Origin of the sequence: Streptomyces thermospinosisporus (assembly GCF_039526425.1) — a bacterium.
Taxonomy (GTDB): Bacteria; Actinomycetota; Actinomycetes; order Streptomycetales; family Streptomycetaceae; genus Streptomyces; species Streptomyces thermocarboxydovorans.
Genome location: NZ_BAAAIZ010000011.1, coordinates 61,270 through 88,262 on the forward strand (window position 1 = coordinate 61,270; position 26,993 = coordinate 88,262).

The window sequence follows — 26,993 nt, forward strand, 5'->3', positions numbered from 1 at the left end:
TGGACCCGGGGTGCGTGGTGCTGGGCGGCGAGATCGGGCAGGCCGGGGGAGAGGAGCTGGCCCGCCGGGTGGAGCAGCGGCTGGGATCCATGTCGCCGCTGCCCACCGAGGTGCGGCCCAGCGTCCTGGGCGGTGCGGCCGTGCTGCGGGGCGCGCTGCTGACCGTCCGCGACCGCGCCCAGGACGAGCTGTTCGGCGCCCCCGCGCCGGCGCGCTGATCCGGGCGCAGTCGCCTGGAGATCCGATCCGGGCGAAGGGGCCTCAGCCCTTGCGTCTGCCGCTCCGCCTCGCGTGCTCCGCCAGATAGTCCTCGAACGTCCGCTTGCCCACCGCGTGGTCCGGGGTCAGATGGCCGCCCGCCCGGAAGGCCTGGTAGGCCTGACCTGCCAGCGGCACCTTGACGACCGCCCGGCGGCGGCCCGTGGCCCGCAGATACGACTCGGCCAGCGACTCGAACGTGCGCACCTCGGGGCCGCCCATCTCGCCGACCCGCCCCGCGGGCGCCCCCTGGGCCAGCTCGGCCAGCCGCTCGGCGACCTCGGTGACCTCGATCGGCTGGTCCTTCACCCGGGCCGGGAGCAGCAGCACCGGCGCCTTCGACAGGGCCTGGAGCAACCTGAAGACCAGATCGTGGAACTGGGTCGTGCGCAGGATGGTCCAGCCCAGGCCGGAATCCTCCACCAGCCGCTCCACCGCGAGCTTGGAGCGGTAGTACGGGAACGGCACGCGGTCCACGCCGACGATCGAGATGTACACGAGGTGCGCCACCCCGGCCCGCTGCGCCGCGGCGATCAGATTCCGCGTGGGCTGCTCGTCACCACCGCGCGGGCTGGTCGCGCAGTGCACGATCGTCTCCACGTCCGCGACGGCCCGGTCCAGCGCCGGCCCGCCCTCGCGCAGGTCGACGGCGTAGGGCTGGGAGTGCCGGCTGAGCACCCGCACCTCGTGCCCGGCCGACCGCAGCCGTTCGCAGACGTGTCTGCCGAGTGTTCCGGTACCGCCGGTCACCAGGATCGTGGTCATCGCTGTTCAGCTCCTTCGGACACCGGGCGTCCCCTGCTGGAGCGCCGCTCGTCAGCCAGGACGGGACGACCGCTCCGTTCGTGACATCCCTGGCGGAGCCATCGGGGGCGTCCTGGGGCGGGCACTCCGGCGCGCGCCGGCTGACGACGTACGCAGTCCAGCTTGTCCGGGATCACCGCGGCCCGCACCTGCACGGAACGCGTGTGGTGTGACCCGGCGGCGGGCAAGGGCCGTCGTCACCGCCGCCGGGCCGGTCTCATCGAGGGCGACCCGCGTCAGCAGGGTCCCTGCTCCCGCCGGACGGGTAGTCGGAGCCGCCGAGCGGGAACCGGCCGAACTCCACACCGTGGTGCCGCCGGTGACGTTCTTGAACCCGCGGGTGCAGTACGGCAGTCCGATGTCGGTGCGGCCGTCCACCCGGGTGCCGTCCGGCTCGAAGCAGCCGCCGGTCCCGGCCCAACCGCCCACCGGGATCGGCGTCTTGACGTCCGCGTGCTGCTTCACCGGGCGCCGCTGGTGGCGGTGAGGGGACGGCACGGTCGGTTCCTCTCGACGGAAGTTGCCCGAGACCCTAAGAGGACTAGACCACGCCGTCAATAGGTATGGACCAATCTCGATGACCGCTCAAACGTGTCCCGAATCGGGGGAGTTGGGGTGCTGTGCCACGCTGGGGAGGGGCTCTGTCACCGGCTGTGAGCCACCCCACACCCCCCACGCGCTTCGACGACCTCCGGCCGTGGCACACTGGCCCTGTACCAGTAGCAGCGCACTCCGGGGTCGGTGAAAGTCCGAACCGGCGGTTACAGTCCGCGACCCGGTCGCCTCCAGCGGCCGGTTGACCAGGTGAAACTCCTGGACCGACGGTGAAAGTCCGGATGGGAGGCAGTGCGCGGCGGGCGGGCATCCATGCGCGCCGCCGTACCGGTTCGCCGTCGAGGCGACCCGTGGACCGGCGTCGCAGGCGGTGTCCCGGTCCGTACCTTCTGCCGTCATCGGCAGCCCCGGAGTCCGTGCCCGAAGAGGCAGGAGGACCCGGGAAGTGTTCACCGGAATCGTCGAAGAACTGGGCGAGGTCATCGCCGTCGAGACCCTCGACGACGCCTGTCGCTTCCGGCTGCGCGGACCCGTCGTCACCGAGGGCGCCAAGCACGGAGACTCCATCGCCGTCAACGGCGTCTGCCTCACCGTCGTCGAGCACGAGGGCGACGAGTTCACCGCCGACGTGATGGCCGAGACCCTCAACCGCTCCAGCCTCGGCGCGCTGACCGTCGGCTCCCGCGTCAACCTCGAACGCCCCATGGCCCTCGGCGCCCGTCTCGGCGGCCACATCGTGCAGGGCCATGTCGACGGCACCGGCGAGATCCTCGAGCGCAAGCCGTCCGAGAACTGGGAGATCGTGAAGATCTCCCTGCCCGCGGGCCTCTCCCGCTACGTCGTGGAGAAGGGCTCCATCACCGTCGACGGCATCAGCCTCACCGTGGTCGACGCCGGCCCCGACTTCTTCACCGTCAGCCTGATCCCCACCACGCTCGCGCTGACCACCCTCGGCATCAAGCAGCCCGGGGACCCGGTCAACCTCGAGGTGGACGTGATCGCCAAGTACGTCGAGCGGATGATCGGCGACCGCGCCCTCGGCGAGGGGGCCGTGCGGTGAACTGGCTGAACTCCGAGGCGTTCACTCTCCTCGGCCAGCACATCAAGTGGTCCGACATGACCGGCAATGTGATCGGCCTGATCGGCCTCGCCCTCGGCTGGCGGCGCTCCCTGTGGACCTGGCCCGCCCAGTTCCTCTCCGGGCTGATCCTCTTCGCCGCCTTCGCCACCGCCCACCTCTCCGGCAGCGCCGGCAAGCAGATCGTCGTCATGCTGGTCGCCGCCTGGGGCTTCGCCCAGTGGCGCCGCGGCCAGGAGCGGGCGCAGGACGGGACGATCGCCGTCCGCTTCGCCACCTGGCGCGAGCGCGGCACCCTGGCCGGTGCCGCCGCCCTCGGCACCCTCGCCGTCGGCGGGCTGTTCACCCTCTACCCGTCGCTGTCCTGGGACCCCTGGCCCGACGCCTACATCTTCGTCGGCACCATCGTCGCCATGTACGCCCAGGCCCGCGGCATGGTCGAGTTCTGGTTCGCCTGGCTGCTCGTCGACCTCGTCGGCGTCCCGCTGAACTTCGCCAACGGCTTCGCATTCTCCGGCTTCGTCTACATCGTCTACGGCGCGCTCGTCCTGTGGGGCCTGCGCGACTGGTGGCTGCGCTCCCGCGACGCGCGGCCCGCCCTGGAAGGAGCGTCCGCATGACCGCGGCACCGATCCTGTACAGCACCGAGGGCCCCGAGGACTTCACCCTCGACCCCGTCGAGCAGGCCATCGCCGACATCGCGGCCGGCCGCCCCGTCGTCGTGGTCGACGACGAGGACCGCGAGAACGAGGGCGACCTCGTCATCGCGGCCGAGAAGGTCACCCCCGAGATCGTGGCCTTCATGATGAGCGAGTGCCGCGGCCTGATCTGCGCCCCCATGGAGGGCGAGGAGCTGGACCGGCTGAAGCTCCCGCAGATGGTCGAGGACAACACCGAGTCGATGCGCACGGCGTTCACCGTCTCCGTGGACGCCTCCGCCGCCCACGGGGTGACCACCGGCATCTCCGCCGCCGACCGCGCCGCCACCCTGAAGCTCCTGGCGAGCGGCACCGCCGGGCCCGACGACCTGGTGCGCCCCGGGCACATCTTCCCGCTGCGCGCCCGCCCCGGCGGCGTGCTGGCCCGCAACGGCCACACCGAGGCAGCCGTCGACCTCGCCCGCCTCGCCGGGCTGCGGCCCGCCGGAGCCATCGTCGAGATCGCCGGTGAGGACGGGCAGATGCTGCGGCTGCCGGAGCTGATCCCGTTCGCCCGCAAGCACGGCCTGTCGATCATCTCCATCGAGGACCTGATCACCTACCGCCGCAGCAGCGAACCCACCGTCCGCCGCGAGGCCGAGGTCCGCCTGCCCACCTCCCACGGCGCCTTCACCGCCTACGGCTACCGCTCCACCGTCGACGGGGTCGAGCACGTCGCCCTCGTCCACGGCGACCTCGGCGACGGCGAGGGCGTACTGGTGCGCATGCACTCCGAATGCCTCACCGGTGACGTGTTCGGCTCACTGCGCTGCGACTGCGGCCCCCAGCTGGACGCCTCCCTGGACCGGATACAGGCCGAGGGCCGGGGCGTCGTCGTCTACCTGCGCGGACACGAGGGCCGCGGCATCGGCCTGATGTCCAAGCTGCGCGCCTACGAGCTGCAGGAGCGCGGCCGGGACACCCTGGACGCCAACCTCGAACTCGGCCTGCCCGCCGACGCCCGCGACTACGGCGCCGGCGCGCAGATCCTCGCCGACCTCGGCGTGCGCAGCGTCCGCCTGATGACCAACAACCCCGACAAGTCCGCGGCGCTCGTCCGCCACGGCATCGAGGTCACCGGCCGTGAGCCGATGCCCGTCACCGCGGGCGAGCACAACCTGCGCTACCTGCGCACCAAGCGGGACCGGATGGGTCACGACCTGCCCTGGCTGGACGGACCGACCGTGCCCGCCTGCGGCAACCAGTGAGACCAGTAAGACACGTGCCCACCTGCGGCAACCAGTAACAGAAATTCCCGAGGAGCAACGTGAGCGGCAAGGGTGCACCGGAGCTGACCGTACGCAATGTGGGTGACCTCCGGGTCGCCGTCATCGCGGCGCAGTGGCACGAGAAGGTGATGGACGGGCTGGTGGACGGCGCGCTGCGCGCCCTGCACGACCTGGGCATCGACGAGCCGACCCTGCTGAGGGTCCCCGGCAGCTGGGAGCTGCCCGTCGTCGCCAAGGTCCTCGCCGGCCGGGGCTACGACGCGATCGTCGCCCTCGGCGTGGTCATCCGCGGCGGCACCCCGCACTTCGACTACGTGTGCCAGGGCGTCACCCAGGGCCTCACCCAGGTCTCGGTCGACGCCGGTGTGCCCGTCGGCTTCGGCGTGCTCACCTGCGACACCGAGGAGCAGGCCCTGGACCGCGCCGGACTCGAGGGCTCCAGCGAGGACAAGGGCCACGAGGCGGTGACCGCGGCGGTCGCGACGGCGGCGACGCTCCGCTCGGTATCCGAACCGTGGCGCTAGGCGGGCACCCGTACCGCGTAGAGTGGGCGCCACCATGTCCAAGAAGACGTTCGAGGAGCTCTTCACGGAGCTCCAGCACAAGGCCGCCCACGGCGACCCCGCCACCTCCCGCACCGCCGAGCTGGTGGACAAGGGGGTCCATGCCATCGGCAAGAAGGTCGTCGAGGAGGCCGCCGAGGTCTGGATGGCCGCCGAGTACGAGGGCAAGGAGGCGGCCGCCGAGGAGATCTCGCAGCTGCTGTACCACGTCCAGGTGATGATGGTCGCCCGCGGCATCTCCCTCGACGACGTCTACGCCCACCTGTAAACACACCCGTTCGACACGCCGACACCCCCGTCACGCAAAGGAAGCCGACCTCATGCTGCGCATCGCCGTCCCCAACAAGGGTTCACTCTCCGGCCCTGCGGCGGAGATGCTGCATGAGGCCGGCTACCAGCAGCGCCGGGAGTCGAAGGAACTGCGGATCGTCGACCCGGAGAACGAGGTGGAGTTCTTCTACCTCCGCCCCCGCGACATCGCGATCTACGTCTCCTCCGGCCGCCTCGACATCGGCATCACCGGCCGCGACCTGCTCGTCGACTCCGGCGCCGACGCCGAGGAGATCCTCGCCCTCGGCTTCGCCCGCTCCACCTTCCGCTACGCCACCAAGCCCGGCACCGTGCACACCCTCGCCGACCTGAACGGCAGGACGGTCGCCACCTCCTACGAGGGCATCGTCGGCAAGCACCTGAAGGACAACGGCATCGACGCCTCCGTCGTCCACCTGGACGGCGCCGTGGAGACCGCCATCGAGCTCGGCGTCGCCGAGGTCATCGCCGACGTGGTGGAGACCGGCACCTCGCTGCGCAACGCGGGCCTGGAGGCCTTCGGCGACCCGATCATGAAGTCCGAGGCGGTCGTGATCCGCCGCACCAACGGCGCCGAAGGGGCCGACGAGAACGTCGAGTCCAAGGTGCAGCAGTTCCTGCGCCGCCTGCAGGGCGTCCTGGTGGCCCGCACCTACGTGATGATGGACTACGACTGCCGCGTCGAGCAGCTCGAGAAGGCCGTCGCCCTCACCCCGGGCCTGGAGTCCCCGACGGTCTCCCCGCTGCACAACGAGGGCTGGGTCGCCGTGCGCGCCATGGTCCCGGCGAAGGAGGCCCAGCGGATCATGGACGACCTCTACGACATCGGCGCCCGCGCCATCCTCACCACGGCCATCCACGCCTGCCGCCTGTGAGCACCCCGCCGCGAGCCGCATCGCCTTCACGAGCCGCATCGAGAGCCGTAACCGGGAGACGCGCGAGATGTCTGAGCTGCCCGACCTGCCGGTCACCTTCCGGCCCACGCGCACCCGCGCGGTGCTGCTCACGGCGGCCGCCGCGATCTTCGTGGTGATCACCGTGATCGCGGTGCTGCTGCCGCAGCTCGGCCCCGGCGAGCGGATCAGCTTCGTGTTCACCGCCGCCCTGCTGGCCGGCGTCCTGCTGATGCTGGCGCGGCCGAAAGTCGTCGCCGACGACAGCGGTGTCACCGTCGTCAACATCGCCTCAAGGCGCCGGCTGGAGTGGGCGGAGATCCTCCAGGTGCATCTCCGTCCGGGTGACCCCTGGGTGTTCCTCGACCTCAGCGACGGCACCAGCCTGCCCGCGCTCGGCATCCAGCCCGGCATCGCCCGGCAGCAGGCCCTCGCCGACGCGCGGGCCCTGCGGGCGCTGGCCGAGGAGCGCTCCACGGCCCACCCCGACACGCCCCAGGGGTGAGGTCCGGGACACCTCCGGGGCGTCCACCCTGCCGCAGCCGGGGCTGTCTTGATTAATCTGTTGGGCGGAGGCGCTCCCACAGAGCCTCCGCCCCTGTCGCCCCGCCCGGTGCCTCAGGGGCTCCTGCTACCCGAGGAGTGACTCCCTCCGGCGATGGACGGATCGTCCTGCAGTACCTGCGCCGCCCCCTGCCGACATAGCGCGGACCGAGTCCGCGCCCGTGCGGAGGCGGCGGCATCATGACCATCCCTCTGCTGCTTCTCGCAGCCGCGTTCCTGCTGATTCTCGCCAACGGATTCTTCGTGGCCGCCGAGTTCGGCCTGGTCACCGTCGAGCGACAGGACGCCGAGCAGGCCGCCGCGGACGGCGACCGCCGCGCCCGCCGCGTGGTCGCCGCCCTCAAGGAGCTGTCGTTCCAGCTCTCCGGCACCCAGCTCGGCATCACCATCACCTCCCTGGTCGTCGGCATGCTCGCCGAACCGGCGCTCGCCCAGCTCCTGGACGGCCCGCTGAAGGCGATCGGCATCCCCGGCGGTGCCGTGCCCGGCGTCTCGGTCGTCATCGGCATGCTGCTGGCCTCGGCCGTGCAGATGGTGATCGGCGAACTCGTGCCCAAGAACTGGGCGGTCTCCCGCCCGCTCCAGGTCGCGCGCTTCGTGGCCGGCCCCCAGCACGTCTTCGCCCGCGTGTTCCGCCCGGTCATCGCCGGGCTGAACGCGGTCGCCAACCGCCTGGTGCGGCTGCTCGGCATCGAGCCCGCCGAGGAGCTGGCCTCCGCCCGCACCCCCGGCGAGCTGGTCTCCCTGGCCCGGCACTCGGCGCGGGCCGGAGCCCTGGAACAGGACACCGCCGACCTGTTCGTGCGGACCCTGTCCCTGGGCGGGCTCACCGCCCAGCACGTGATGACCCCGCGTGTCAAGGTCAGCGCCCTCCAGGCCTCGGCCACCGCGCAGGACGTGGTGAACCTCACCCGGGCCACCGGACTGTCCCGCTTCCCCGTCTACCGGGAGCGGATCGACGAGATCACCGGCATGGTCCACCTCAAGGACGCCCTCGCGGTGCCGGCGGCCGACCGGTTGCGCACCCCGGTGCACGAGATCGCCCGCCCGGCGCTGCTCGTCCCGGAGACCCTGCCGGTGCGTCCGCTGCTGACCCGGCTGCGCAGCGAGCAGCCGATCGCCGTGGTCGTCGACGAGTACGGCGGCACCGCCGGTGTCGTCACCCTGGAGGACATCGTCGAGGAGATCGTCGGCGAGGTCCGCGACGAGCACGACGGCCACGACGCCCCCGAGCTGATCGCCGCCCCGCCCGAGGACGGCAACCCGGCCTGGGACGTCGACGGCAGCGCCCGCCTGGACGTTCTGCTGCGCATCGGACTCGACGCCCCCGAGGGCCCGTACGAGACGGTCGCCGGCCTGGTCGCCGACCTGCTCGGCCGGATCCCCGCCGTCGGCGACCGGGCCGAGCTGCCCGGCTGGCAGCTGTCGGTGCGCCGGGTCGGCCACTACCGCGCCGAACGCGTCCGGCTGGTCCGCACCGCGCCGCTGCCGCTGGTGGAGGCGGCGGGATGAGCGTGCTGCAACTTCTCTTCGCCGCGCTGCTCGTGCTCGCCAACGGGTTCTTCGTCGGCGCCGAGTTCGCGCTCGTGTCGGTCCGCCGCAGCCAGATCGAGCCGCTCGGCACGGCCCGCGCCCGCCAGGTCCTCTACGGCCTGGAGCATCTGCCGCAGATGATGGCGGCGGCCCAGTTCGGCATCACCGTCTGCTCGCTGACGCTGGGCGCGGTCGCCGAACCCACCGTCGCCCGGCTGCTGGAGCCGGTCTTCACCTGGATCCATCTGCCGCACGGCATGGTCCATCCGCTGGGCTATGTCATCGCGCTCGCCGTGGTGGTCTTCTGCCATCTGGTCATCGGCGAGATGGTGCCGAAGAACCTCGCCATGGCGGCCCCCGAGAAGACCGCGCTGTGGCTCAGCCCCGGCCTGGTGTGGTTCGCCCGGCTGTGCCCGGTCACCGTGGCCCTCGGCGCCTGCGCGCACGCGGTGCTGCGGCTGTTCCGGGTCGAGCCGAAGGACGAGGTGGAGGCCGTCTTCACCAGCGAGCAGCTCAACCGGCTGGTGGAGGACGCCGGCCAGGCGGGTCTGCTCGATCCTGAGGAGGCCGAGCGCCTCGAGGACGCCCTGGAGCTGGGCTCCCGCCCGGTGACGGACGTCCTGCTGAAGCGCGAGTCCCTGGTCACGGTCGACCCGGCGGTGACCCCCGCGCAGATCGTGGAGCTGACCGCCCGTACGGGCTACAGCCGGTTCCCGATAGCGGTGGGCGACGGCGCCTTCATGGGCTACCTGCATGTGAAGGACGTGCTCGATGTGGAGGACTCCGACCGGGCGGTGCCGCAGCGGCTGTGGCGCCGGATGACGACCCTGCGCCCGGAACTCCCCCTGGACGACGCCCTCACGGTGATGCGGCGGGCGGCCACGCACCTCGCCCAGGTGACCGACGCCTCCGGCAAGGTGCTGGGCCTGGTCGCCCTGGAGGACGTCCTGGAGATGCTGGTGGGCGAGGTGCGCGACCCCGCGCACCGGCAGCTCGCCTAGCCGTACGCAAACCGGTGCCTCCCTCGTGCCCGCGGCGGGGCGGGGGAGGCACCGCGGGGATTCGCCCGGGTGAGGTCCTGAGGGCTTCGCCTAGGTGAGGTCCTGAGGACCCCGCCCCGACAGGACCTCGCCGTACGCCTGCATCAGGTCCGGCAGCCGCAGCGTCGCCAGGTCCTCCCGGCTCAGCTCGCCCGGATACATCGACAGCCGCAGATCCCGGTAGGCGCAGCTCTTCTCGTACAGCGTGCGCAGGAACCGTCCGTTGCCCAGCTCGTCGATCCAGCCCTGGTCCACGACGTGCCCGGCGATGGAGCGGAGCTCCTCCAGGGCTTCCTCGTCCCAGACGTCGCCGTTCTCCGCGGCCAGCACCTTGCCGATCTCCACCAGCTCCAGGGGCCGGTAGGAGGGGAAGTCGATGCGGGTGGTGAAGCGCGAGGACAGGCCCGGGTTGGCGGCCAGCAGGCGGTCCATGCCCTCGGGATAGCCGGCCAGGATCACCACCAGGTGGTCGCGGTTGTCCTCGGCCCGCTTCAGCAGCACCTGCAGCGCCTCGTCGCCGTAGGCGTCGCCCTTGCCGTAGCCGGAGTTGGACAGCGCGTACGCCTCGTCGACGAAGAGCACGCCGCCGAGCGCGGAGTCGATCAGTTCGTTCGCCTTGACGGCGGTCTGCCCCAGGTACTCGCCGACCAGGTCGGCCCGCTGGGCCTCCACCAGGTGGTCGCCGCCGAGGAGTCCGAGGGCGTAGAAGACCCGGCCGAGGATCCGGGCCACGGTGGTCTTTCCGGTGCCGGAGGGTCCGGAGAAGATGAAGTGCCGTTTGGGCGGCTGCACCGGCAGCCCCTGCCCGGCCCGCAGCCGGGCCATGTTCAACTGCGCCGACAGCGCCTTGACCTGGCGCTTGACCGGCTCCAGGCCCACCATGCGCTCGAGCTCGGCGAGCGCCTCCTCGAGTAACGCCGCGTCGGTGGGCCCGGTGGGCACGGGGGAGGCCGTCGCGCCCGCCCGCTCCCGCACCCCGGACCCGCCGCCCGGCGGCGTGGTCACCGGCGGTGCCCCGGGATCGCCGAGCCGCAGCTCACGCCCCTCGGTGCCGAACAGCGGATCGAGGGTGTCCGGGCCGTCCAGCACGTCCTGGCCCACGTCGGTGAGCGTGGCGGTGGCCAGGTCGGCCGAGTCGTCGTAGCCGTCGCCCTCGGCGATCGCCGCGAGCCGGGCCGAGGTGTCCATGAACGCCGGATCGACTCGGTGCACGGCCCGGTACAGGGGGAGCGCGGCGGCGCTCCGGCCGGTGCCCTCGTGCGCCCGCGCGAGCCAGTAGCGCAGCTCCTTGCGCTGCGGCTGCTCGCTGCGGCAGCGCATGAGGGCCGCCGACAGCAGCGGCTCGGCCTGCCCGTACATCTCCAGGCGCACCCGGGCCATGCCGCCGAACAGGCCGGCCTCGATGCCGAGCATGGGGTCGTCGAGCAGCGGGTCGGTGTGCCGGACGAGCTGCTCCCAGTCCTTGACCAGGTAGGCGCGGCAGGCGTGCAGGAAGCGGACCTGCGGGTCGGTGTCCACCGGGGGCAGCCCGGCGAGCGCCCGGTCCAGCTCCGGCACGTGCCGGCCGTCCAGCCAGTGGGAGGCGTGCGCCAGCAGCAGGTCGCGGGGCTTCTCCAGCACCGGCTGCACCCACCAGCCCAGCCAGTACCAGGAGTTGAGGGTGCGTCGGTGCCGGGCGCGCTGCTCGCCGAAGCGGTCCCGGTAGCGGAACATGCGCAGCAGCGCGGTCGTCGTGTCCACGCGCAGCGCGTGCAGCCCCAGCCAGGCGTCGGCCATCCCCGGGTCGAGCCGCACCGCGGTGCGGAACTCCTCCTCGGCCTGCGGATACGCGCCCATGGTGTAGGCGTCCACGCCTCGCAGCCAGGCGAGGTCGGCCGGGGCCTGCGGGCCCTGCGTGCCGAAGTCCATCACGTCCCCCACAAACCGTGCCCCCGTCGGTCTGCCGCCGGGCCCCTCGCCCGACGGCTGCCTCTGGTCGAACCGCTGTGCCGCGGACCGGAGTTGCAAGGTGCGCGAAGCAGTGTCCGTAGGTCGCACCGGGGTGCATCGTACCTGCGAGGGCGGGGCCTGACCCAGTGCGCCGTGCAGGTCGTGGAGGGGACCGGCGGAGGCGGCGGAGGCCGGACATGCTCACCCAGGGTGAGCACGAGATGCCGCTCGGCGTCCGGGAAATGTGAAGTGGACAGAACGAAGCCCCCGATCACGGGGGAACAACCGGGGGCTTCGCGTCTGGCGGCGACTCGGTGAGTCGCACACCGAGAACGTAAGACCTGTACGGGCTTTGGGTCAAGCCGAGTTGGAGCACTCAGGACGCTTGTCCGACACCCTTCTTCACAAGTTCAACACATCGCGGACGGCCCGTCACCGTCCGTACAGGAGGAGCCCAACTCACCCGTCACAACAGGTCCCTGGAGCACCTCGTACCCCTCCTCGCGCTGCCGCACCAGAAGGTCGGCGTACGGGCGCGAGGGGTCGCGTGCGAAGTGCTCGCGCTCCGCCCTGACCCACCCGTCCCAGAACTCCCGCTGCTCCTCGCCGTCCCGTGCCCGGCCGCGGGCCCAGGCCTCCTTTGCGGGCAGGTCCATCCACAGCAGCAGCGCCAGATGCGGCCGCAGTGCCCGCCGCCCCGCGCCCACGCCCTCGACCAGGATCACCGGAGCGGGCGGCAGCGCGCGGGCCGGACCGAAGCGCCGGGTCCGCCAGTCGTAGGGGGAATAGTGGGCGGTCGCCCCCCGGCGGAGCGGCTCGATCACCTGGCTGAGCAGCCGCTCCGTCCAGTCGAACAGCTGCTCGTGGCTGGCGATGTCGTCCAGCCGCAGCACCGGCGCACCGCCCAGCGCCCGGGCCAGCTCCATGGCGAAGGTGGACTTTCCGGACCCGGCATGCCCGTCGACGCCCACCAGCCGCACCGGGCCGCAGGAGGGCGGGAGCCGGCGGATGCGGGAGGCGAGCGCGTGCAGGGCCGATTCCAGGGGAGCGTGAATGGCTGGTTCCAGGGGTGGAGGAGGGGGGACCGACGGGTGAACTCTAAGCCCTCCACTGGTCGAGTCCGATGTCGGTCGGCGCGGCACGGCCCCGGGTGCTGGCCAGGCCCGTCCCGCTGTGTTCATAGTGGGCGCACACCCGCTCCAACCGGTGGACGCACGCCGTCCGGCCGGCCCCGCACGGTCCTGCCCCGACTCGACACCTTGGGGGTCCTCCACCCATGAGCAGAGCCGAACAGCCGTCCCGCAGAACCCTCCTGGCCGCAGCCGTCGTCGCCGCCGTCGCGGGCGGCGCCGCCCCGGCGTCCGCGAGCAGCATGACCACCGTCCCTCCGGTCGGCGCCGCCGGCGGCCGGGCTCCCGCCCGCCCCGTGGACAACCGGGCCTGGGTCACGTACACCGACTGGCGCTCCGGCACCGCCCGCGGCACCCGCGCCGTCGCCGGCACCCGCCCCGGCGTGGTGATCGCCAAGCCCGCCGGCACCACCGACTACACCGACCCGCACACCGGCCGCACCGCCGCCTGGGAGTACGCCGTCTGGACGTCCCCCGTCCACCGGCTCTCCGTCCCCAGCACCGAGGTCATCGCCTCCTGGAACGCGCACACCCCCGGCGGCACCTGGCTGCAGGTCGAGCTCAAAGCGACGTACTCCGACGGCACGGACAGCCCCTGGTACGTGATGGGCCGCTGGGCGGCCGGCGACCAGGACATCCGGCGCACCTCCGTGGACGACCAGAGCGACGGCACCAGCACCGTCTGGACGGACACGCTGGCCCTCGACGACCCCGCCTCGGGCCTGCGGATCGTCTCCTACCGCCTGCGTCTGACCCTCTACCGCAGGCCCGGCACCAAGCTCACCCCGACCGTGTGGCGGCTCGGCGCCATGGGCTCCGACATCCCCGACCGCTTCACCGTTCCGGCCACCGAGCCCGGCCTGGCCAAGGAGCTGATCGTCCCGCGCTACTCGCAGGAGATCCACAAGGGCCAGTACCCCGAGTACGACAACGGCGGCGAGGCCTGGTGCAGCCCCACCTCCTCGCAGATGATCATCGAGTACTGGGGCGGCCGCCTCACCAAGGAGCAACTGTCCTGGGTGAACCCGGACTACGCCGACCCGCAGATCTGCCACGCGGCCCGCCACACCTACGACTACCAGTACGCCGGCTGCGGCAACTGGCCGTTCAACGCCGCCTACGCGGCCACCTTCAAGGACCTGCAGGGCGTGGTCACCCGGCTCGGGTCCCTCACCGACCTGGAGACGCTGATCGCGGCCGGCATCCCCGCCATCACCTCCCAGTCGTTCCTGAAGGAGGAGCTGACCGGCGCCGGGTACGGCACCTCGGGGCATCTGATGACCGTGATCGGCTTCACGGCAGAAGGCGACGTGATCGCCAACGACCCCGCCTCCCCGGGCAACGCGGCGGTGCGGCGCGTCTACCGGCGGCGGGAGTGGGAGAACATCTGGCTGAGGACCAAGCGCTACAACGCCTCCGGCAAGGTCGTCTCCGGCACCGGAGGGGTCTGCTACCTCTACTTCCCGGCGCGCCCGACCGCACGGCAGCGCAAGGCCCTCGCGGCGGTGGGGGTGCGCTGAGCCCACCGGCCGTGTGACCAACGTCTCGGCCGCAAAAGCCGCTCTCGGTGGCAAGGTGGACACCGCCCCGGTCCCTGTCGTCCGGGGCGGACCACCGCACCACCGAGAGCAGCAGCGAGCAGCCATGACCGCGACCGCAGCCACCGCACCCCGCGTCCGCACCGGCGGACCCCAGGAAGACGGCCCGAAGATCCTCGAGCACGTCGCCGGATGGACCCTCGTCGTGGTCGTCGCGATGCTGGTGACCCAGCTCGGGCTGCTCTGAGCTGACCGGTCGGGCTCTTCGAGCCCCCATACCCCTTTGCGCCGCGGGCGCGCGCTCGGGCGAGCGGGCTCGTCCCAGCGCTGCGCGTGCGCTCCGCCGCGCCCCTGCCGATCCCGGCCGGCAGCGACTGCTCCCTGGCGCGCCTCGCTGAACTCCCGGCCGTCGGGCGGAGGTTGTTCGCCCGCGCCTCCTGCCGCGCCCCCTTCCTCGGACGACATCGCCCGCCAGGCGCGGGCTCCAACTCCCACCTGCCGGGCGGGTGCACCGCACCATCGACCCCTGTCTGCGGCGGCGCCGTCATCCCCGGCACCGCCGCACAGCTCTGACCTGCCCGTGCGCTGTTCCGCCCTCCCACGCCCGGTCGGCGGGCTGCCACGCTCCGGATGCCCGCACCCCGGGCGCCGCCCGTGTCGCTCAGCGGCTCCGCGAGCCGCCACTGCCCCGTCCGCGGCTCGTGTACCGCAGCCCCGCGGGCGGCGCCCGTCTCGCCGCGCGGCGGGCCCGGAGGGCAGGTACGAAGGAAGGTGCGAAGGCAGCCGAAGGGTATCCTTGAGTGAGCGGTCGTTAACCAGTGACTTGCTGTGGTCCATCCGGCATACTCACAGCGCACAGCCGCTGGTCAGGACCCTCCGAGACCCGGAGGGGCGACCGCGGCCGAGGCGTCAGAACGACCCAGGCGGATGTGCCCTCACCACGGGGCCCGGCCGCCAGTGCCCGAAAGAGGGAGGAGAGCGTCGCCATGCCCGACCGCGCCCCGCAGCCGGTGGACCGGCAACTGCCCACGGACGAGGCCCGGGACCTGATCTCGCTCGTGCGTGACATCGCACAGCGTGAGATCGCCCCGAAGGCCGCCGAGGAGGAGGACGCCGGGCACTTCCCCCGCGAGCTGTTCTCCCTGCTCTCCGACTCGGGGCTGCTGGGCCTGCCCTACGACTCCGAGTACGGCGGCGGCGACCAGCCCTACGAGGTCTACCTCCAGGTGCTCGAAGAGCTCTCCATGGCGCGGCTGACCGTGGGACTCGGCGTCAGCGTGCACACCCTCGCCTCCTACGCGCTCGCCGCCTACGGGACCAAGGAGCAGCGGACCGAGCACCTGCCCGCGATGCTCGGCGGCGGCCTCCTCGGCGGCTACTGCCTCTCCGAACCGGCGTCCGGCTCCGACGCCGCCTCGCTGCGTACCCGGGCGGTGCGCGACGGCGACGACTGGGTCATCAACGGCACCAAGGCGTGGATCACCCACGGGGGCATCGCCGACTTCTACACCGTCATGGCCCGCACCGGAGAGGAGGGCCCGCGCGGGGTCACCGCCTTCCTGGTGCCCGGCGACGCGGAGGGGCTGAGCGCCGCCGCGCCCGAGAAGAAGATGGGCATGAAGGGCTCGCCCACCGCACAGATCCACCTCGACGGCGTCCGCGTCCCGGACGACCGGCGGATCGGCGAGGAGGGCCAGGGCTTCTCCATCGCCCTGTCCGCGCTGGACGGGGGCCGGCTCGGCATCGCGGCCTGCGCGATCGGCCTGGCCCAGGCCGCGCTCGACGAGGCGCTGCGCTACGCCAAGGAGCGGCGCCAGTTCGGCAAGCCCATCGCCGACTTCCAGGGTCTGCGGTTCATGCTGGCCGACATGGCCACGCAGATCGAGGCGGGCCGCGCCCTGTACCTGTCGGCGGCCCGGCTGCGCGACGCCGGCCGGCCGTTCTCCAAGCAGGCCGCCATGGCCAAGCTGCACTGCACCGACACGGCGATGCGGGTCACCACCGACGCCGTCCAGATCCTCGGCGGATACGGCTACACGGCCGACTTCCCGGTCGAGCGCTTCATGCGCGAGGCCAAGGTGCTGCAGATCGTCGAGGGCACCAATCAGATCCAGCGCATGGTCATCGCTCGTCATCTCGCGGGACCTGAGGCACGCTGAACTGACCGAGCCCCCGCCAGGGCGCCGCGAGCCGGGACCACTCCGGGTCGTGGCGCCCCGGCAGGGTGCGACCGCGGTCCGCCCAGGTCCGCATCATGTCCCGGTAGATGGGTGGATCCGGCAGCTGCGGCGGGGCCGGCGCGAAGGCCGGCGGCGGTACGAAGACACGGCGTTGACGCCCGGTCGTCGAATACGTGGGGGTCGTCATACCTGGGCAACGCGGGAGTCACCGGACAGGTCACCGACCCGCGGAATAGGGCGTGCGTTCGCCGGGGCGTCCGCGACCGGACGACGACCGGGGCGTCGCCGGTGACGGGCCGGTGGCGGGCCGGTGATGGAGCGAGGGCGGCGCGGGGGCCGCCCCCGGCACGGTGCACTCAGGCGGCGTGGCGCCGCATCACGGGAACCCGGATCGGACGCGAGCCCGGGCCGCCCACGTGCGAGAACGGCTGGGTCCGCCAGTCGAGTCCCTGAGGGAGCGTCAACAGCAGTCCCGTGTCCTGCTCCTGGGGTGTGACGGTCTCGTCCGCCGGGCGGGCCTCCGAGGCGCTGCGGCCGGTGCCGGGGCACACCGTGAGGCCGAACGGGTTCCACGGAGAGGCGCACAGCGCGTGCTCCGGCAGGACCTCCTCGTCCGCCAGCAGGGCGATGGGCTGCGCGCAGTCCGGGCAGATCACCCGGTACATCTCGAAGGTGTCGTACGCGTCGTCCTCCTCGGCCAGGGCGTCGGGTTCGACGCCCTCCGGCTCGGGCTCGACGACCTGCTGCCGCCGCTTGGGCACGCTACGACCAGGGCGCTTAACACTCTGCATTGGGTTCTCCCCCTCGGGCTGGGCCGTTCAGGCGCTGCGGCCTCGACCACAGCAAGCACTTCCCGCCGCCGATCCGGGGTAATCACGAGAACATCACGGAAGCTGTTCGAAGCTTGTGGTGTTCGTCACATGCCTGCGGCAGATCACGAACCGGGTGCTGCCTGGCCTGCTCAGGTATCCGAGGAGATCAAGCGCACTGTAGGTTCTTGCGCCATGGAGGAGCTGGACCGACAGATCGTGCAGCTGCTCGTCAAGGACGGGCGGATGAGCTACACAGACCTGGGCAAGGCCACGGGCCTGTCCACGTCGGCCGTGCACCAGCGGGTGCGCAGGCTGGAGCAGCGTGGCGTCATCCGCGGCTATACCGCGGTCGTCGACGCGGAGGCCGTCGGACTGCCCATGACGGCGTTCATCTCGGTCAAACCCTTCGACCCCAGCGCCCCGGACGACATCGCGGACCGCCTCGCCGGAGTGCCCGAGATCGAGGCCTGCCACAGCGTCGCCGGCGACGAGAACTACATCCTCAAGGTCCGGGTCGCCACCCCGCACGAACTCGAGGAACTCCTCGCCCGGGTGCGCTCCCTGGCGGGCGTCTCGACCCGCACGACCGTGGTCCTCTCCACGCCGTACGAGGCCCGCCCGCCGCGCATCTGACCGGCGGGACCCCGACCTGCCGCGGGGCGCCTGCCCCGGCGTGCCGTGGGGCGGTCCCGGCCCGGTGCGGGCGACTGCGCGACCTGCCGCAAGGCACGACCTGGTTGCCGGGCGGAGCGGGCGACGCGCGAGACTGTGGGGCATGAGTGAACGCACCGCCCCCTCCCGCACCGTCCTGCTCCGCCGGGGAGAGATCCACAGCCCCGCCGACCCCTTCGCCACCGCGATGGTCGTGGAGCGGGGGCAGGTCGCCTGGGTCGGTTCCGAGGGGGCCGCCGACGCCTTCGCGGACGGGGTCGACGAGGTGGTCGATCTCGACGGGGCGCTGGTCACTCCGGCGTTCACCGACGCGCATGTGCACACCACCGCGACCGGTCTCGCCCTCACCGGGCTGGACCTGTCCGGGGCGCCCACCCTCGAGGACGCGCTCGCCCGGGTACGGGAGTTCGCCGCCGCCCGCCCGCACGACCGGGTGCTGCTGGGGCACGGCTGGGACGCCGCCCGCTGGCCCGGCGGACGGCCGCCCACGCGTGCGGAACTGGACGAGGCCACCGGCGGACGCCCCCTGTACCTCAGCCGCATCGACGTCCACTCCGCGGTCGTCACCACCGCGCTCCTCGACCTCGCCGGCGGTGACGTGACCCGCGAGGACCGGCCGCTCACCGGCGACGACCACCACGCCGTGCGCGCCGCAGCGCTCGCCGCCGTCACGCCCGCCCAGCGCACCGAGGCCCAGCGCGCCGCCCTCGCCCGGGCCGCCTCGCTCGGCATCGGCACCCTCCACGAGTGCGGCGGCCCGGAGATCTCCTCCGAGGACGACTTCACCGGCCTGCTGCGCCTGGCCGCCGAGGAGGACGGACCGCGGGTCGTCGGCTACTGGGCGGAGCGGGACGCCGCCAAGGCCCGTGAGCTGGGCGCGATCGGCGCCGCGGGCGACCTGTTCGCCGACGGCGCCCTCGGCTCGCACACGGCCTGCCTGCACGAGCCGTACGCCGACGCCGGTCACACCGGCACCGCGCACCTGGACGCCGCCGCCGTCGCCGCCCATGTCGTCGAATGCACCGAGGCGGGACTCCAGGCGGGCTTCCACGCCATCGGCGACGCCGCGGTCACCACCGTCGTCGAGGGCCTGCGCGCCGCCGCCGACAAGCTCGGCCTCAACCGGATCCGGGCCGCCCGGCACCGGATCGAGCACGCCGAGATGCTCACCGAGGAGACCATCGCCGCCCTCGCCGAACTCGGCCTCACCGCCTCCGTGCAGCCCGCCTTCGACGCCCTCTGGGGCGGCGAGGACGGCATGTACGCACGGCGCCTCGGCCCCGAGCGGGCCAGGACCCTCAACCCCTTCGCGGCCCTGCTGCGCGCCGGCGTCCCGCTCGCCTTCGGCTCCGACAGCCCGGTCACCCCGCTCGACCCGTGGGGCACCGTGCGCGCCGCCGCCTTCCACCGCACCCCGGAGCACCGGGTCTCGGTGCGCGCCGCGTTCACCGCGCACACCCGGGGCGGCTGGCGTGCGATCGGCCGCGACGACGCGGGCGTCCTGGTGCCCGGAGCCCCCGCCGACTACGCCGTGTGGCGCACCGGGGAGCTGGTCGTCCAGGCCCCCGACGACCGGGTGGCCCGCTGGTCCACCGACCCCCGCTCCGGCACCCCCGGACTGCCCGACCTCACCCCCGGCCGTGACCTGCCGGTCTGCCTGCGCACGGTGGTCGGCGGGCGCACCGTGTACGTACGGCCGGGCGAGTGATCTACGGGTGCGGCGCGGTGACGATCATGCGCCGGGCCGCCGAGGCGCGACCTGCGCTTCCTCCCCGCTGACCAGGCATTTGAACCACATTGTGCAGGTCAAACGACTGTTGACAGGCGGAGGATCGGGGCCGGTAGGTTCGGCCGGGTCCACCATCGGACGCCCCGACCGGGGAACTTCCGCCACTCGTGGCAGCGCCGCTGGGTCAGGGACGGTGTGCCGCACCGGAGCACCGTCACTGGGAGCCAGGCTCAGCGTCGGCGCGGCGACGAGGGGAACGTTCCGGCCGCCGGGGAGGTGCGACCCGGGTGGGGCCCGTGCGCTCAGTAGACAACGGCTTCAGGTCGACCCGCAGCCGGCGGGTCCCGGGCCGGCCCGAAGGGCGCCGGGCCTCCATCCGCCGCCGCACACGTAACTGGCATCACTGGCCGCCTCGCACGTCCCGTCACGTCGGCGCAGGCCGCGACCACTAAGGTGGGGACCCTGCGGACAGAACATGAAGGGGCAGCAGTGAACGACGGCGACGGGACCCTGGAGTCGGAGACCCGGGGGAGGCGGTTCGGCCCGCTCGGCACGACCTTGGTGATCATTCCGACCTACAACGAGGCGGAGAACATCAAGGCGATCGTCGGCCGGGTGCGCGAAGCCGTCCCGGAGGCGCACGTCCTGGTCGCCGACGACAACAGCCCCGACGGCACCGGCAAGCTCGCCGACGAACTGGCCGCCGAGGACGAGCAGGTCCAGGTGCTGCACCGCAAGGGCAAGGAGGGCCTCGGCGCGGCCTATCTCGCCGGTTTCCGCTGGGGCATGGAGCACGGCTACGGCGTGCTCGTCGAGATGGACGCCGACGGCTCCCACCAGCCCGAGGAGCTGCCCCGGCTGCTGACCGCGCTCAAGGGCGCCGACCTGGTGCTGGGCTCCCGCTGGGTGCCCGGAGGGCGCGTGGTGAACTGGCCGAAGTCCCGGGAGTTCATCTCGCGCGGCGGCAGCCTCTACTCGCGCCTGGCGCTGGATCTGCCGCTGCGCGACATCACCGGCGGCTTCCGCGCCTTCCGCCGCGAGACCCTGGAGGGCCTCGGACTGGACGACGTGGCCTCCCAGGGCTACTGCTTCCAGGTCGACCTCGCCCGCCGCGCGGTCAAGGCCGGCTACCACGTGGTCGAGGTGCCCATCACCTTCGTGGAGCGGGAGCTCGGCGACTCCAAGATGAGCCGCGACATCCTCGTCGAGGCGCTGTGGCGGGTCACCGCCTGGGGCGTCTCCGAGCGGGCGGGCAAGCTGCTCGGCCGGGGCGCGGGCAGGAAGCCCCGTACGGGCCGCTGATCACGGCAGCGACCGCCTGCCGATCACCGCATCGACTGCCTGTCCCGCTTGTCCCGCTTATCCCGCACTGAGCCGGGCCCAGGCACACTGGAGTCATGACGACTGGCGCTCAGACCCCGTATCCCGCCCGGCCCCGCCGCTCCCGGCTGCGCACCTGGCTGCCGCTGGGCGTGGCCGCCTGGCTGGTGCTGGAGATCTGGCTGCTCACGCTGGTCGCCGGGGCGTCCAGCGGGCTGGTGGTCTTCCTGCTGCTGGTGGCGGGCGTGGTCCTCGGCTCCGTCGTCATCAAGCGGGCCGGACGGCGGGCGTTCAGGAGCCTGAGCGAGACCCTGCAACAGCAGCAGGGCGGTGTCGTACCTGGCAGCCCGGGCAGCCGGCCCGACAGCGAGGGCAACGGGCTGACGATGCTCGGCGGTCTGCTGCTGATCATCCCTGGCCTGATCTCGGACGCGCTGGGCCTGCTGCTGCTCCTGCCGCCGGTGCAGAAGGCCGTCAGCCGCTACGCCGAGCGCACCTTCGAGCGCAAGCTGCGCGAGGCGGCGCAGGGCAGCCTGGGGGACGTCTTCCAGCAGGCCCGCATCCACCGGCCGGACGGCAAGGTGGTGCAGGGCGAAGTCATCCGCGACGAACCGGACACTCCGCAGGAGCCGCGCCCGCCCCTGTCCCGCTGACGCCACTGTCTGAGGCCACTGTCCGCTCATGCGGGCACAGCACGGGGCGGCCCGAGGGCCCGCACAGCGCAGGACCGCGGGCGCGACACCGGATGATCCGTATCGCGCCCGCGGTCCTGCGCTGTGCGCTGGGTACTACTGCCAAGCCCCCGCAGGGGTCACGCCGACTTCCGGCTGTCCCGGGGATGAACAGCGATGTTCATCGCGCCGGAGCGCAGCACGGCCAGACGCTCCTCGAGGACCTCTTCGAGCTCCTCTCGGGTGCGCCGCTCCATCAGCATGTCCCAGTGCGTACGCGCGGGCTTGGCCTTCTTCTCCTCGGGGCCGTCGCCGTCCACCAGAAGTGCCTGGCCACCGCAGACCTTGCACTCCCACTCCGGCGGGATCTCCGCCTCGACCGAGAAGGGCATCTCGAAGCGGTGCCCCTTCTCGCATGCGTACTCCACGGCCTGGCGCGGAGCCAGGTCGATACCGCGGTCCGTCTCGTAGCTGGTCACCACGAGGCGCGTGCCGCGAAGAGCTCGCTCACTCATGAATCGTGCCTCCCGGGCTTGTCGCCCACAGGACAGGTGTCGCTGTCGTCGTCATCCGGTCAACGTCCGGGCGGCGGTAAAGATTCCCGTCCCGAGTCCCGTTCCGGGTCATGCGTCGCCGTCGTAGCCGCAGCCTTGTCAACCAGTGCAGTACCCCCCGACGTCCGGTTTGTCACCTCTGTGGGCAGATGCGACCCAGCGGTTCGGCATCTTTGACGCGCAGTAACGGTACGCCTGGCAGGCCAAACGCGTACACTACAGCCCTTTCGCTCCGAGTGCTAAATCCGCTCGGGAACCGGGTTCCCCGCCTCGCCGATCGCACGCCGCACCGGCACCCGCGCCAGCAGCACGAATCCGAGCACGAAGAACGCCACCAGCGAGACGATCGCGTCCCGGTAGCTGCCGGTGAGCTGGTAGGTGAGCCCGAACAGCAGCGGCCCGAGCCAGCTCATGCCCCGGTCGCTGATCTCGTACGCCGAGAAGTACTCGGCCTCCTTGCCCGGCGGAACCATGTGGGAGAACAGCGAACGGGACAGCGCCTGGGTGCCGCCGAGCACCAGGCCGATCCCGGCGGCCAGCACGAAGAACCACGCCGGAGCGCCGGCCGGGAGGAAGTAGCCGCCCGCCAGGGTCAGCGTCCAGGCCACCAGCGAGCCGAGCACGGTCCGCTTCGTGCCGTGCCGGCGGGCCAGCCGGCCCAGCGCCAGCGCGCCCGCCACCGCCAGGACCTGCACCAGCAGCACGGCGGCGATCAGCGTGGACTGGCCGAGCCCCAGCTCCCTGGAGCCGTAGACCGAGGCCTGGGAGATCACCGTCTGGACGCCGTCGTTGTAGACGAGGTACGCCAGCAGGAACGCCAGGGTCAGCGGATGGCGCCGCATGTCGCGGAGCGTGGCGGCCAGCTGCCGGAACCCGGGCAGGGCCGCCTCCCGTTCCTCCCCCGCTCCGGCGCGGCGGTCGCGCAGCCGGCGCAGCGGCACCAGGGTGAAGGCCCCCCACCACAGACCGGCCGAGGCCAGGCAGATCCGGACGGCCGCGCCCTCGGACACCCCGAAGGTGTCGTGCTGCGTGTACAGGACCAGATTGGCGACGAGCACCAGGGCACCGGCCGCATAGCCGAAGGCCCAGCCGCGGGAGGAGACCGCGTCGCGCTCCTCGGGCGCGGCGATCTGCGGCAGATAGGAGTTGTAGAGCATCATCGCCACGGACTGCGCGGCGTTCGCCACCACCAGGAGCACTCCGCCGAGCAGATAGCGCTCACCGTCGAGGAAGAACATCCCGGCCGTGGCCCCGGCCCCGGTGTAGGCGGCGGCCGCGAGCAGCGGCTTCTTGCGCCCGGTGCGGTCGGCGGCGGCGCCCACCAGCGGCATCACCAGCACCGCAAGGACCACCGACAGCGACACGCAGTACGCGAAGAAGCTCCCCGCCCGCACGGGGACGCCCAGCGGGTGGACGAACCCGTCCGCGTCCGCCGCCGCCTCCGCGACCGTGGTCAGGTACGGGCCCAGGAAGACGGTGAGGACGCTCGTGGAGTACACGGAGCAGGCCCAGTCGTAGAAGTACCAGCCGCGCTGCTCGCGGCGCTTCCCGGCCGCCTCGTCCGGCGCCGGTGACCGCACGGTTCCGATGCCCACTCGTGCCCCTCGCTTTCCCGTGAACGCGCTGCGAGGTGCCGGGGACCTGGTCTCAGACCCAGATACCGCGGTCCTCCATGACCTTGCGCAGTGTCTCGATGTGATCGGTCATGATGCCATCCACGCCCAGGTCCAGGAGCCGGTGCATCCGCTCCGGCTCGTTGACCGTCCACACATGCACCTGCAGCCCGAGCGCGTGGGCGGTGTTCACGAAGCGCCGGTCCACCACCGTCACGCCCGACTGCTCCTCGGGCACCTGGGCGGCCACCGCCGAGCGCCGCACCGGCGCCGGCAGGCCCCAGGAGCGCAGCCGCAGCCTCAGCACGCCCCGGGTGCCGAACGAGGTCGCAAGGCGCGGCCCGGCCAGCCGCTGGGCGCGCACCACGCGGGCCTCGGAGAACGAGCCCAGGCAGATCCGGTCCCAGGCGCCGGTGCGCTCGACGAGCTCCAGGAGCGGCAGCAGGGCGGGCTCCGCCTTCACATCGACGTTCCAGCGCACCTCGGGGAAGGTCTCCAGCAGCTCCTCGAAGAGCGGCACCGGCTCCTCGCCCGCCACCCGGGCCTGCGCCACGTCCCGCCAGGGCAGCTCGGCGATCCGGCCGGCGCCGTCGGTCACCCGGTCCAGCGTCTCGTCGTGGAAGGCGACCAGCCGCCCGTCGCGGGTGGCGTGCACATCGGTCTCGATGTAGCGGTAGCCCGCTGCCACGGCCCGGCGGAACTGCCGCACGGTGTTCTCCAGACCGTCCGCCGTCCCGCCCCGGTGGGCGAAGGCGATCGGGGCGGGATGGTCGAGGTAGGGGTGGCGCGGCGGGCGTATCGGCGAGGTCACCGACGCAGTATCGCTCGCCGCGGCTGCCCGGCGGCAACCACCGTGGTGCCCTCAGGACCCGCAGGGACGGCGAACAGGCGCAGGAACACCTGGGCCAGCGGGCCGATCGCCAGCGCGTACAGCAGCGTGCCCGGACCGACGGTGCCGCCGAGGACGAAGCCGGTGGCCACGACGGTGATCTCGAGGACCGTGCGGACCAGGCGGATGGACAGCCCCGTGCGCTGATGCAGGCCGGTCATCAGCCCGTCCCGCGGGCCGGGGCCGAAGCGCGCCGCGATGTACAGCCCGGTGGCCGCGCCGTTCAGCACCACCCCCGCGACCAGGAACGCCACCCGCGCGGGCAGGCCGTGCGCGTCCGGCACCACTGCGAGCGTGGCGTCCATCGCCGCGCCGATCACCAGCACGTTGGAGACGGTGCCCAGGCCGGGACGCTGGCGCAGCGGGATCCACAGCAGCAGCACCGCCGCGCCCACCACGGTCAGCACCAGGCCCATCGACAGACCGGTGCGCTCGGACAGGCCCTGGTGCAGCACGTTCCACGGCTCGAGGCCCAGCCCCGATCGGACCAGCAGCGCCGAGCTCGCCCCGTACAGCGCGAGGCCCGCGTACAGCTGGAACAGCCGCCGTGGCAGCTGCCGGGGCCGGGATGAGTGACCGGACACGTGGATGCCCCCTGGAGGGAAGGTGGTGGAAGTGGACCGACGCATGACACCCTGTGGCTTGGACGGATAAGCCATCCATGGCCAATCCGGGGAAGGTGGACTGATTCTCATGGCGCAGTGGACCTCGGCGGTGGGGGCCGCCCAGCTCGCCCGGCAGCTCAAGTCCCAGCAGGAGCGTCCGGCCGGGCCCGGCACCCGGCGCCCGCCCGCCTACCGGGCCCTCGCCGACGGCATCCGCCTGCTGGTGCTGGAGGGCCGTGTCCCGGTCGCCGCCCGGCTGCCCGCCGAGCGCGAACTGGCCCTCGCCCTGTCCGTCAGCCGCACCACCGTCGCCGCCGCCTACGAGGCGCTGCGCAGCGAGGGCTTCCTGGAGTCCCGGCGCGGCGCGGGCAGCTGGACCGCCGTGCCGGCCGGCAACCCGGTGCCCGCGCGGGGTCTGGAGCCGCTGCCCCCGGAGGCGCTCGGCTCGCTGATCGACCTCGGCTGCGCGGCACTTCCCGCGCCCGAACCCTGGCTGACCCGGGCCGTGCAGGGCGCCCTGGAGGAGCTCCCGCCCTATGCGCACACCCACGGCGACTATCCCGCCGGGCTGCCCGCGCTGCGCTCGATGATCGCCGAGCGCTACACGGCACGCGGCATCCCGACCATGCCCGAGCAGATCATGGTCACTACCGGGGCGATGGGCGCCATCGACGCCATCTGCCACCTCTTCGGCGGCCGGGGCGAGCGCATCGCGGTGGAGTCGCCCTCGTACGCCAACATCCTCCAGCTGATGCGCGAGGCCGGCGCCCGGCTCGTCCCCGTCGCCATGGCCGAGGGCCTCGCCGGCTGGGACATGGACCGCTGGCGGCAGGTGCTGCGGGAGGCCGCACCCCGCATCGCCTACGTCGTCGCCGACTTCCACAACCCGACCGGGGCGCTCGCCGACGAGGACCAGCGGCGCCGCCTGGTGGACGCGGCCCGCTCGGCGGGGACGGTGCTGGTCGCCGACGAGACGATGAGCGAGCTGTGGCTCGACGAGGACGTGGAGATGCCCCGCCCCGTCTGCGCCTTCGACCCGGCCGGCTCCACCGTGATCACCGTCGGCTCGGCCAGCAAGGCCTTCTGGGCCGGCATGCGCATCGGCTGGGTGCGGGCCGCCCCCGACGTGATCCGCAGCCTGGTCGCCGCACGCGCCTACGCCGACCTCGGCACACCGGTGCTGGAGCAGCTGGCGGTGCACTGGCTGTTCGGCACGGGCGGCTGGGAGCAGGCCGTCGAGGTGCGGCGCACCCAGGCCCGCGAGAACCGGGACGCACTGGTGGCCGCCGTGCGGCGGGAGCTGCCGAGCTGGGAGTTCGAGGTGCCCCAGGGCGGACTCACCCTCTGGGTGCGCACCGGCGGCCTCTCCGGCTCCCGGCTCGCCGAGGCGGGCGAACGCGTCGGCGTACGCGTCCCCTCAGGCCCGCGCTTCGGCGTCGACGGCGCCTTCGAGGGCTACGTCCGCCTGCCCTTCACCGTGGGCGGCGCCGTGGCCGAGGAAGCAGCCTCCCGCCTGGCCGCAGCCGCCCGCCTGGTGGAAACGGGCGGCACGTCGGGAGCGGAACCGCCGCGGACGTTCGTGGCGTAGGGCCCGCGTGGCGCTCGGCGGGGGAGCCCGTCGGCCGGATCGCGCCTCGGGCATCGGGGGGCACCGGTAACGGCCTTGAGGGGAGAGGCACCGGCGGGACTTGGGAGCCCAACGCGAGGACCCGGCGGGGCCAGGAGCGCCAGGGGCGGGAGCGGGCGGTGGCCCGGGAGCGGGGCCGGGTGGTTCAGCGGGCTCAGGGCGCCACGCCCGAGCCTGCGCCAGGAGCGCCGGGGCCGGGT

The 26,993-nt window shown here is 72.7% G+C and carries 25 protein-coding genes, 1 pseudogene and 1 riboswitch; of the genes and pseudogenes, 18 read left to right on the forward strand and 8 right to left on the reverse strand.

The annotated features are described in order from the left end of the window. A pseudogene (locus ABD207_RS06045) lies at positions 1-218 on the forward strand (ROK family transcriptional regulator); the annotation flags it as partial. Positions 219-261: 43 nt separating this feature from the next. Here the strand turns inward: ABD207_RS06045 and ABD207_RS06050 are convergent. Continuing rightward, on the reverse strand, positions 262-1,023 hold the full coding sequence (locus ABD207_RS06050; protein WP_344010630.1) for an SDR family oxidoreductase: 762 nt from the start codon (positions 1,021-1,023) through the stop codon (positions 262-264). 762 nt (positions 1,024-1,785) lie between these two features. Beyond that, positions 1,786-1,916: riboswitch (FMN riboswitch) on the forward strand. 146 nt (positions 1,917-2,062) lie between these two features. On the opposite strand from ABD207_RS06050, the gene ABD207_RS06055 reads away from it, so the two are divergent. From ABD207_RS06055 to ABD207_RS06095, 9 genes are all read left to right on the forward strand, one after another. Then, positions 2,063-2,677 carry a riboflavin synthase gene (locus ABD207_RS06055; RefSeq protein WP_344010632.1) on the forward strand — a complete coding sequence of 205 codons (615 nt, stop codon included), beginning with the start codon at positions 2,063-2,065 and terminating at the stop codon, positions 2,675-2,677. Next, on the forward strand, positions 2,674-3,315 hold the full coding sequence (locus tag ABD207_RS06060; protein ID WP_344010633.1) for a nicotinamide mononucleotide transporter family protein: 642 nt from the start codon (positions 2,674-2,676) through the stop codon (positions 3,313-3,315). Before ABD207_RS06055 ends, ABD207_RS06060 begins: the two co-directional genes overlap by 4 nt. After that, entirely contained in the window at positions 3,312-4,601 is a 1,290-nt protein-coding gene (locus ABD207_RS06065) for a bifunctional 3,4-dihydroxy-2-butanone-4-phosphate synthase/GTP cyclohydrolase II (protein ID WP_344010634.1), read from the forward strand. Before ABD207_RS06060 ends, ABD207_RS06065 begins: the two co-directional genes overlap by 4 nt. 59 nt (positions 4,602-4,660) lie before the next feature. After that, on the forward strand, positions 4,661-5,146 hold the full coding sequence (gene ribH / locus ABD207_RS06070; protein ID WP_344010635.1) for a 6,7-dimethyl-8-ribityllumazine synthase: 486 nt from the start codon (positions 4,661-4,663) through the stop codon (positions 5,144-5,146). Between the two features lie 34 nt (positions 5,147-5,180). After that, complete coding sequence (locus tag ABD207_RS06075; RefSeq protein ID WP_004990764.1) at positions 5,181-5,453, forward strand: phosphoribosyl-ATP diphosphatase; 273 nt, start codon at positions 5,181-5,183, stop codon at positions 5,451-5,453. 52 nt (positions 5,454-5,505) lie between these two features. Next, positions 5,506-6,369 (forward strand): ATP phosphoribosyltransferase, encoded by an 864-nt coding sequence (gene hisG, locus ABD207_RS06080; RefSeq protein WP_344010636.1) that lies wholly within the window; start codon positions 5,506-5,508, stop codon positions 6,367-6,369. Positions 6,370-6,436: 67 nt separating this feature from the next. Continuing rightward, positions 6,437-6,892, forward strand: a complete 456-nt coding sequence (locus ABD207_RS06085) for a PH domain-containing protein (protein ID WP_344010637.1) — start codon at positions 6,437-6,439, stop codon at positions 6,890-6,892. A gap of 239 nt (positions 6,893-7,131) precedes the next feature. Beyond that, a complete protein-coding gene (locus tag ABD207_RS06090; protein ID WP_344010639.1) occupies positions 7,132-8,463 on the forward strand; it encodes a hemolysin family protein in 1,332 nt (443 codons plus the stop codon). Continuing rightward, on the forward strand, positions 8,460-9,485 hold the full coding sequence (locus ABD207_RS06095; protein WP_344010641.1) for a hemolysin family protein: 1,026 nt from the start codon (positions 8,460-8,462) through the stop codon (positions 9,483-9,485). Before ABD207_RS06090 ends, ABD207_RS06095 begins: the two co-directional genes overlap by 4 nt. A 90-nt stretch (positions 9,486-9,575) precedes the next feature. Here the strand turns inward: ABD207_RS06095 and ABD207_RS06100 are convergent, their stop codons facing one another. Beyond that, the gene (locus ABD207_RS06100; protein ID WP_344010643.1) at positions 9,576-11,432 is read right to left on the reverse strand and encodes an AAA family ATPase; all 1,857 of its coding nucleotides are present in this window, start codon (positions 11,430-11,432) and stop codon (positions 9,576-9,578) included. 431 nt (positions 11,433-11,863) lie between these two features. After that, positions 11,864-12,433: a uridine kinase family protein gene (locus ABD207_RS06105; protein ID WP_425580630.1), complete on the reverse strand. Its 570-nt coding sequence runs from the start codon at positions 12,431-12,433 to the stop codon at positions 11,864-11,866. Positions 12,434-12,729: 296 nt separating this feature from the next. Between ABD207_RS06105 and ABD207_RS06110 the strand changes: the two genes are divergently transcribed. The 3 genes from ABD207_RS06110 to ABD207_RS06120 all read left to right on the forward strand — a co-directional run bounded on the left by ABD207_RS06110 (position 12,730) and on the right by ABD207_RS06120 (position 16,280). Beyond that, positions 12,730-14,103: a peptidase C39 family protein gene (locus tag ABD207_RS06110; protein ID WP_344010645.1), complete on the forward strand. Its 1,374-nt coding sequence runs from the start codon at positions 12,730-12,732 to the stop codon at positions 14,101-14,103. 124 nt (positions 14,104-14,227) lie between these two features. Continuing rightward, positions 14,228-14,368, forward strand: a complete 141-nt coding sequence (locus ABD207_RS06115; protein ID WP_344010647.1) for an SCO1431 family membrane protein — start codon at positions 14,228-14,230, stop codon at positions 14,366-14,368. 739 nt (positions 14,369-15,107) lie between these two features. Beyond that, positions 15,108-16,280 (forward strand): acyl-CoA dehydrogenase family protein, encoded by a 1,173-nt coding sequence (locus tag ABD207_RS06120; RefSeq protein ID WP_344010649.1) that lies wholly within the window; start codon positions 15,108-15,110, stop codon positions 16,278-16,280. Between the two features lie 377 nt (positions 16,281-16,657). Here the strand turns inward: ABD207_RS06120 and ABD207_RS06125 are convergent, their stop codons facing one another. Continuing rightward, positions 16,658-17,092, reverse strand: a complete 435-nt coding sequence (locus tag ABD207_RS06125; RefSeq protein WP_344000848.1) for a hypothetical protein — start codon at positions 17,090-17,092, stop codon at positions 16,658-16,660. A gap of 213 nt (positions 17,093-17,305) precedes the next feature. On the opposite strand from ABD207_RS06125, the gene ABD207_RS06130 reads away from it, so the two are divergent. The 4 genes from ABD207_RS06130 to fxsA all read left to right on the forward strand — a co-directional run bounded on the left by ABD207_RS06130 (position 17,306) and on the right by fxsA (position 21,487). Continuing rightward, positions 17,306-17,746, forward strand: coding sequence for an Lrp/AsnC family transcriptional regulator (locus ABD207_RS06130; protein WP_167990775.1), 441 nt, complete (start codon positions 17,306-17,308; stop codon positions 17,744-17,746). Positions 17,747-17,888: 142 nt separating this feature from the next. Beyond that, positions 17,889-19,493, forward strand: a complete 1,605-nt coding sequence (locus ABD207_RS06135; protein ID WP_344010650.1) for an amidohydrolase — start codon at positions 17,889-17,891, stop codon at positions 19,491-19,493. Between the two features lie 510 nt (positions 19,494-20,003). Then, positions 20,004-20,816: a polyprenol monophosphomannose synthase gene (locus ABD207_RS06140; RefSeq protein WP_344010652.1), complete on the forward strand. Its 813-nt coding sequence runs from the start codon at positions 20,004-20,006 to the stop codon at positions 20,814-20,816. Positions 20,817-20,911: 95 nt separating this feature from the next. Beyond that, positions 20,912-21,487 carry an FxsA family membrane protein gene (fxsA, locus tag ABD207_RS06145; RefSeq protein ID WP_344010653.1) on the forward strand — a complete coding sequence of 192 codons (576 nt, stop codon included), beginning with the start codon at positions 20,912-20,914 and terminating at the stop codon, positions 21,485-21,487. Positions 21,488-21,645: 158 nt separating this feature from the next. On the opposite strand, the gene ABD207_RS06150 is transcribed toward fxsA, so the two are convergent. The 4 genes from ABD207_RS06150 to yczE form a co-directional block, all read right to left on the reverse strand. Continuing rightward, positions 21,646-22,020: an RNA polymerase-binding protein RbpA gene (locus tag ABD207_RS06150; protein ID WP_125496038.1), complete on the reverse strand. Its 375-nt coding sequence runs from the start codon at positions 22,018-22,020 to the stop codon at positions 21,646-21,648. A gap of 278 nt (positions 22,021-22,298) precedes the next feature. Continuing rightward, positions 22,299-23,654 (reverse strand): MFS transporter, encoded by a 1,356-nt coding sequence (locus ABD207_RS06155; RefSeq protein WP_344010656.1) that lies wholly within the window; start codon positions 23,652-23,654, stop codon positions 22,299-22,301. Positions 23,655-23,706: 52 nt separating this feature from the next. Further along, a complete protein-coding gene (locus ABD207_RS06160) occupies positions 23,707-24,483 on the reverse strand; it encodes a glycerophosphodiester phosphodiesterase family protein (protein ID WP_344010658.1) in 777 nt (258 codons plus the stop codon). Next, complete coding sequence (gene yczE, locus ABD207_RS06165) at positions 24,480-25,190, reverse strand: membrane protein YczE (RefSeq protein ID WP_344010659.1); 711 nt, start codon at positions 25,188-25,190, stop codon at positions 24,480-24,482. Before yczE ends, ABD207_RS06160 begins: the two co-directional genes overlap by 4 nt. A gap of 64 nt (positions 25,191-25,254) precedes the next feature. On the opposite strand from yczE, the gene ABD207_RS06170 reads away from it, so the two are divergent. Continuing rightward, positions 25,255-26,754, forward strand: coding sequence for an SCO1417 family PLP biosynthesis transcription factor (locus tag ABD207_RS06170; RefSeq protein ID WP_344010661.1), 1,500 nt, complete (start codon positions 25,255-25,257; stop codon positions 26,752-26,754). The last annotated feature ends 239 nt before the right edge of the window (positions 26,755-26,993 follow it).

Bases quoted from the DNA above. Each gene is read 5' to 3' on its own strand.
- ABD207_RS06100 (WP_344010643.1), bottom strand. From the start codon at position 11,432: ATGGACTTCGGCACGCAGGGCCCGCAGGCCCCGGCCGACCTCGCCTGG.
- ABD207_RS06085 (WP_344010637.1), top strand. From the start codon at position 6,437: ATGTCTGAGCTGCCCGACCTGCCGGTCACCTTCCGGCCCACGCGCACC.
- ABD207_RS06050 (WP_344010630.1), bottom strand. From the start codon at position 1,023: ATGACCACGATCCTGGTGACCGGCGGTACCGGAACACTCGGCAGACAC.
- ABD207_RS06125 (WP_344000848.1), bottom strand. From the start codon at position 17,092: ATGCAGAGTGTTAAGCGCCCTGGTCGTAGCGTGCCCAAGCGGCGGCAG.
- ABD207_RS06120 (WP_344010649.1), top strand. From the start codon at position 15,108: ATGCCCGACCGCGCCCCGCAGCCGGTGGACCGGCAACTGCCCACGGAC.
- ABD207_RS06130 (WP_167990775.1), top strand. From the start codon at position 17,306: ATGGAGGAGCTGGACCGACAGATCGTGCAGCTGCTCGTCAAGGACGGG.
- fxsA (WP_344010653.1), top strand. From the start codon at position 20,912: ATGACGACTGGCGCTCAGACCCCGTATCCCGCCCGGCCCCGCCGCTCC.
- ABD207_RS06090 (WP_344010639.1), top strand. From the start codon at position 7,132: ATGACCATCCCTCTGCTGCTTCTCGCAGCCGCGTTCCTGCTGATTCTC.
- yczE (WP_344010659.1), bottom strand. From the start codon at position 25,190: ATGCGTCGGTCCACTTCCACCACCTTCCCTCCAGGGGGCATCCACGTG.
- hisG (WP_344010636.1), top strand. From the start codon at position 5,506: ATGCTGCGCATCGCCGTCCCCAACAAGGGTTCACTCTCCGGCCCTGCG.
- ABD207_RS06075 (WP_004990764.1), top strand. From the start codon at position 5,181: ATGTCCAAGAAGACGTTCGAGGAGCTCTTCACGGAGCTCCAGCACAAG.
- ABD207_RS06170 (WP_344010661.1), top strand. From the start codon at position 25,255: ATGGCGCAGTGGACCTCGGCGGTGGGGGCCGCCCAGCTCGCCCGGCAG.
- ABD207_RS06110 (WP_344010645.1), top strand. From the start codon at position 12,730: ATGAGCAGAGCCGAACAGCCGTCCCGCAGAACCCTCCTGGCCGCAGCC.
- ABD207_RS06065 (WP_344010634.1), top strand. From the start codon at position 3,312: ATGACCGCGGCACCGATCCTGTACAGCACCGAGGGCCCCGAGGACTTC.
- ABD207_RS06115 (WP_344010647.1), top strand. From the start codon at position 14,228: ATGACCGCGACCGCAGCCACCGCACCCCGCGTCCGCACCGGCGGACCC.
- ABD207_RS06095 (WP_344010641.1), top strand. From the start codon at position 8,460: ATGAGCGTGCTGCAACTTCTCTTCGCCGCGCTGCTCGTGCTCGCCAAC.
- ABD207_RS06135 (WP_344010650.1), top strand. From the start codon at position 17,889: ATGAGTGAACGCACCGCCCCCTCCCGCACCGTCCTGCTCCGCCGGGGA.
- ABD207_RS06150 (WP_125496038.1), bottom strand. From the start codon at position 22,020: ATGAGTGAGCGAGCTCTTCGCGGCACGCGCCTCGTGGTGACCAGCTAC.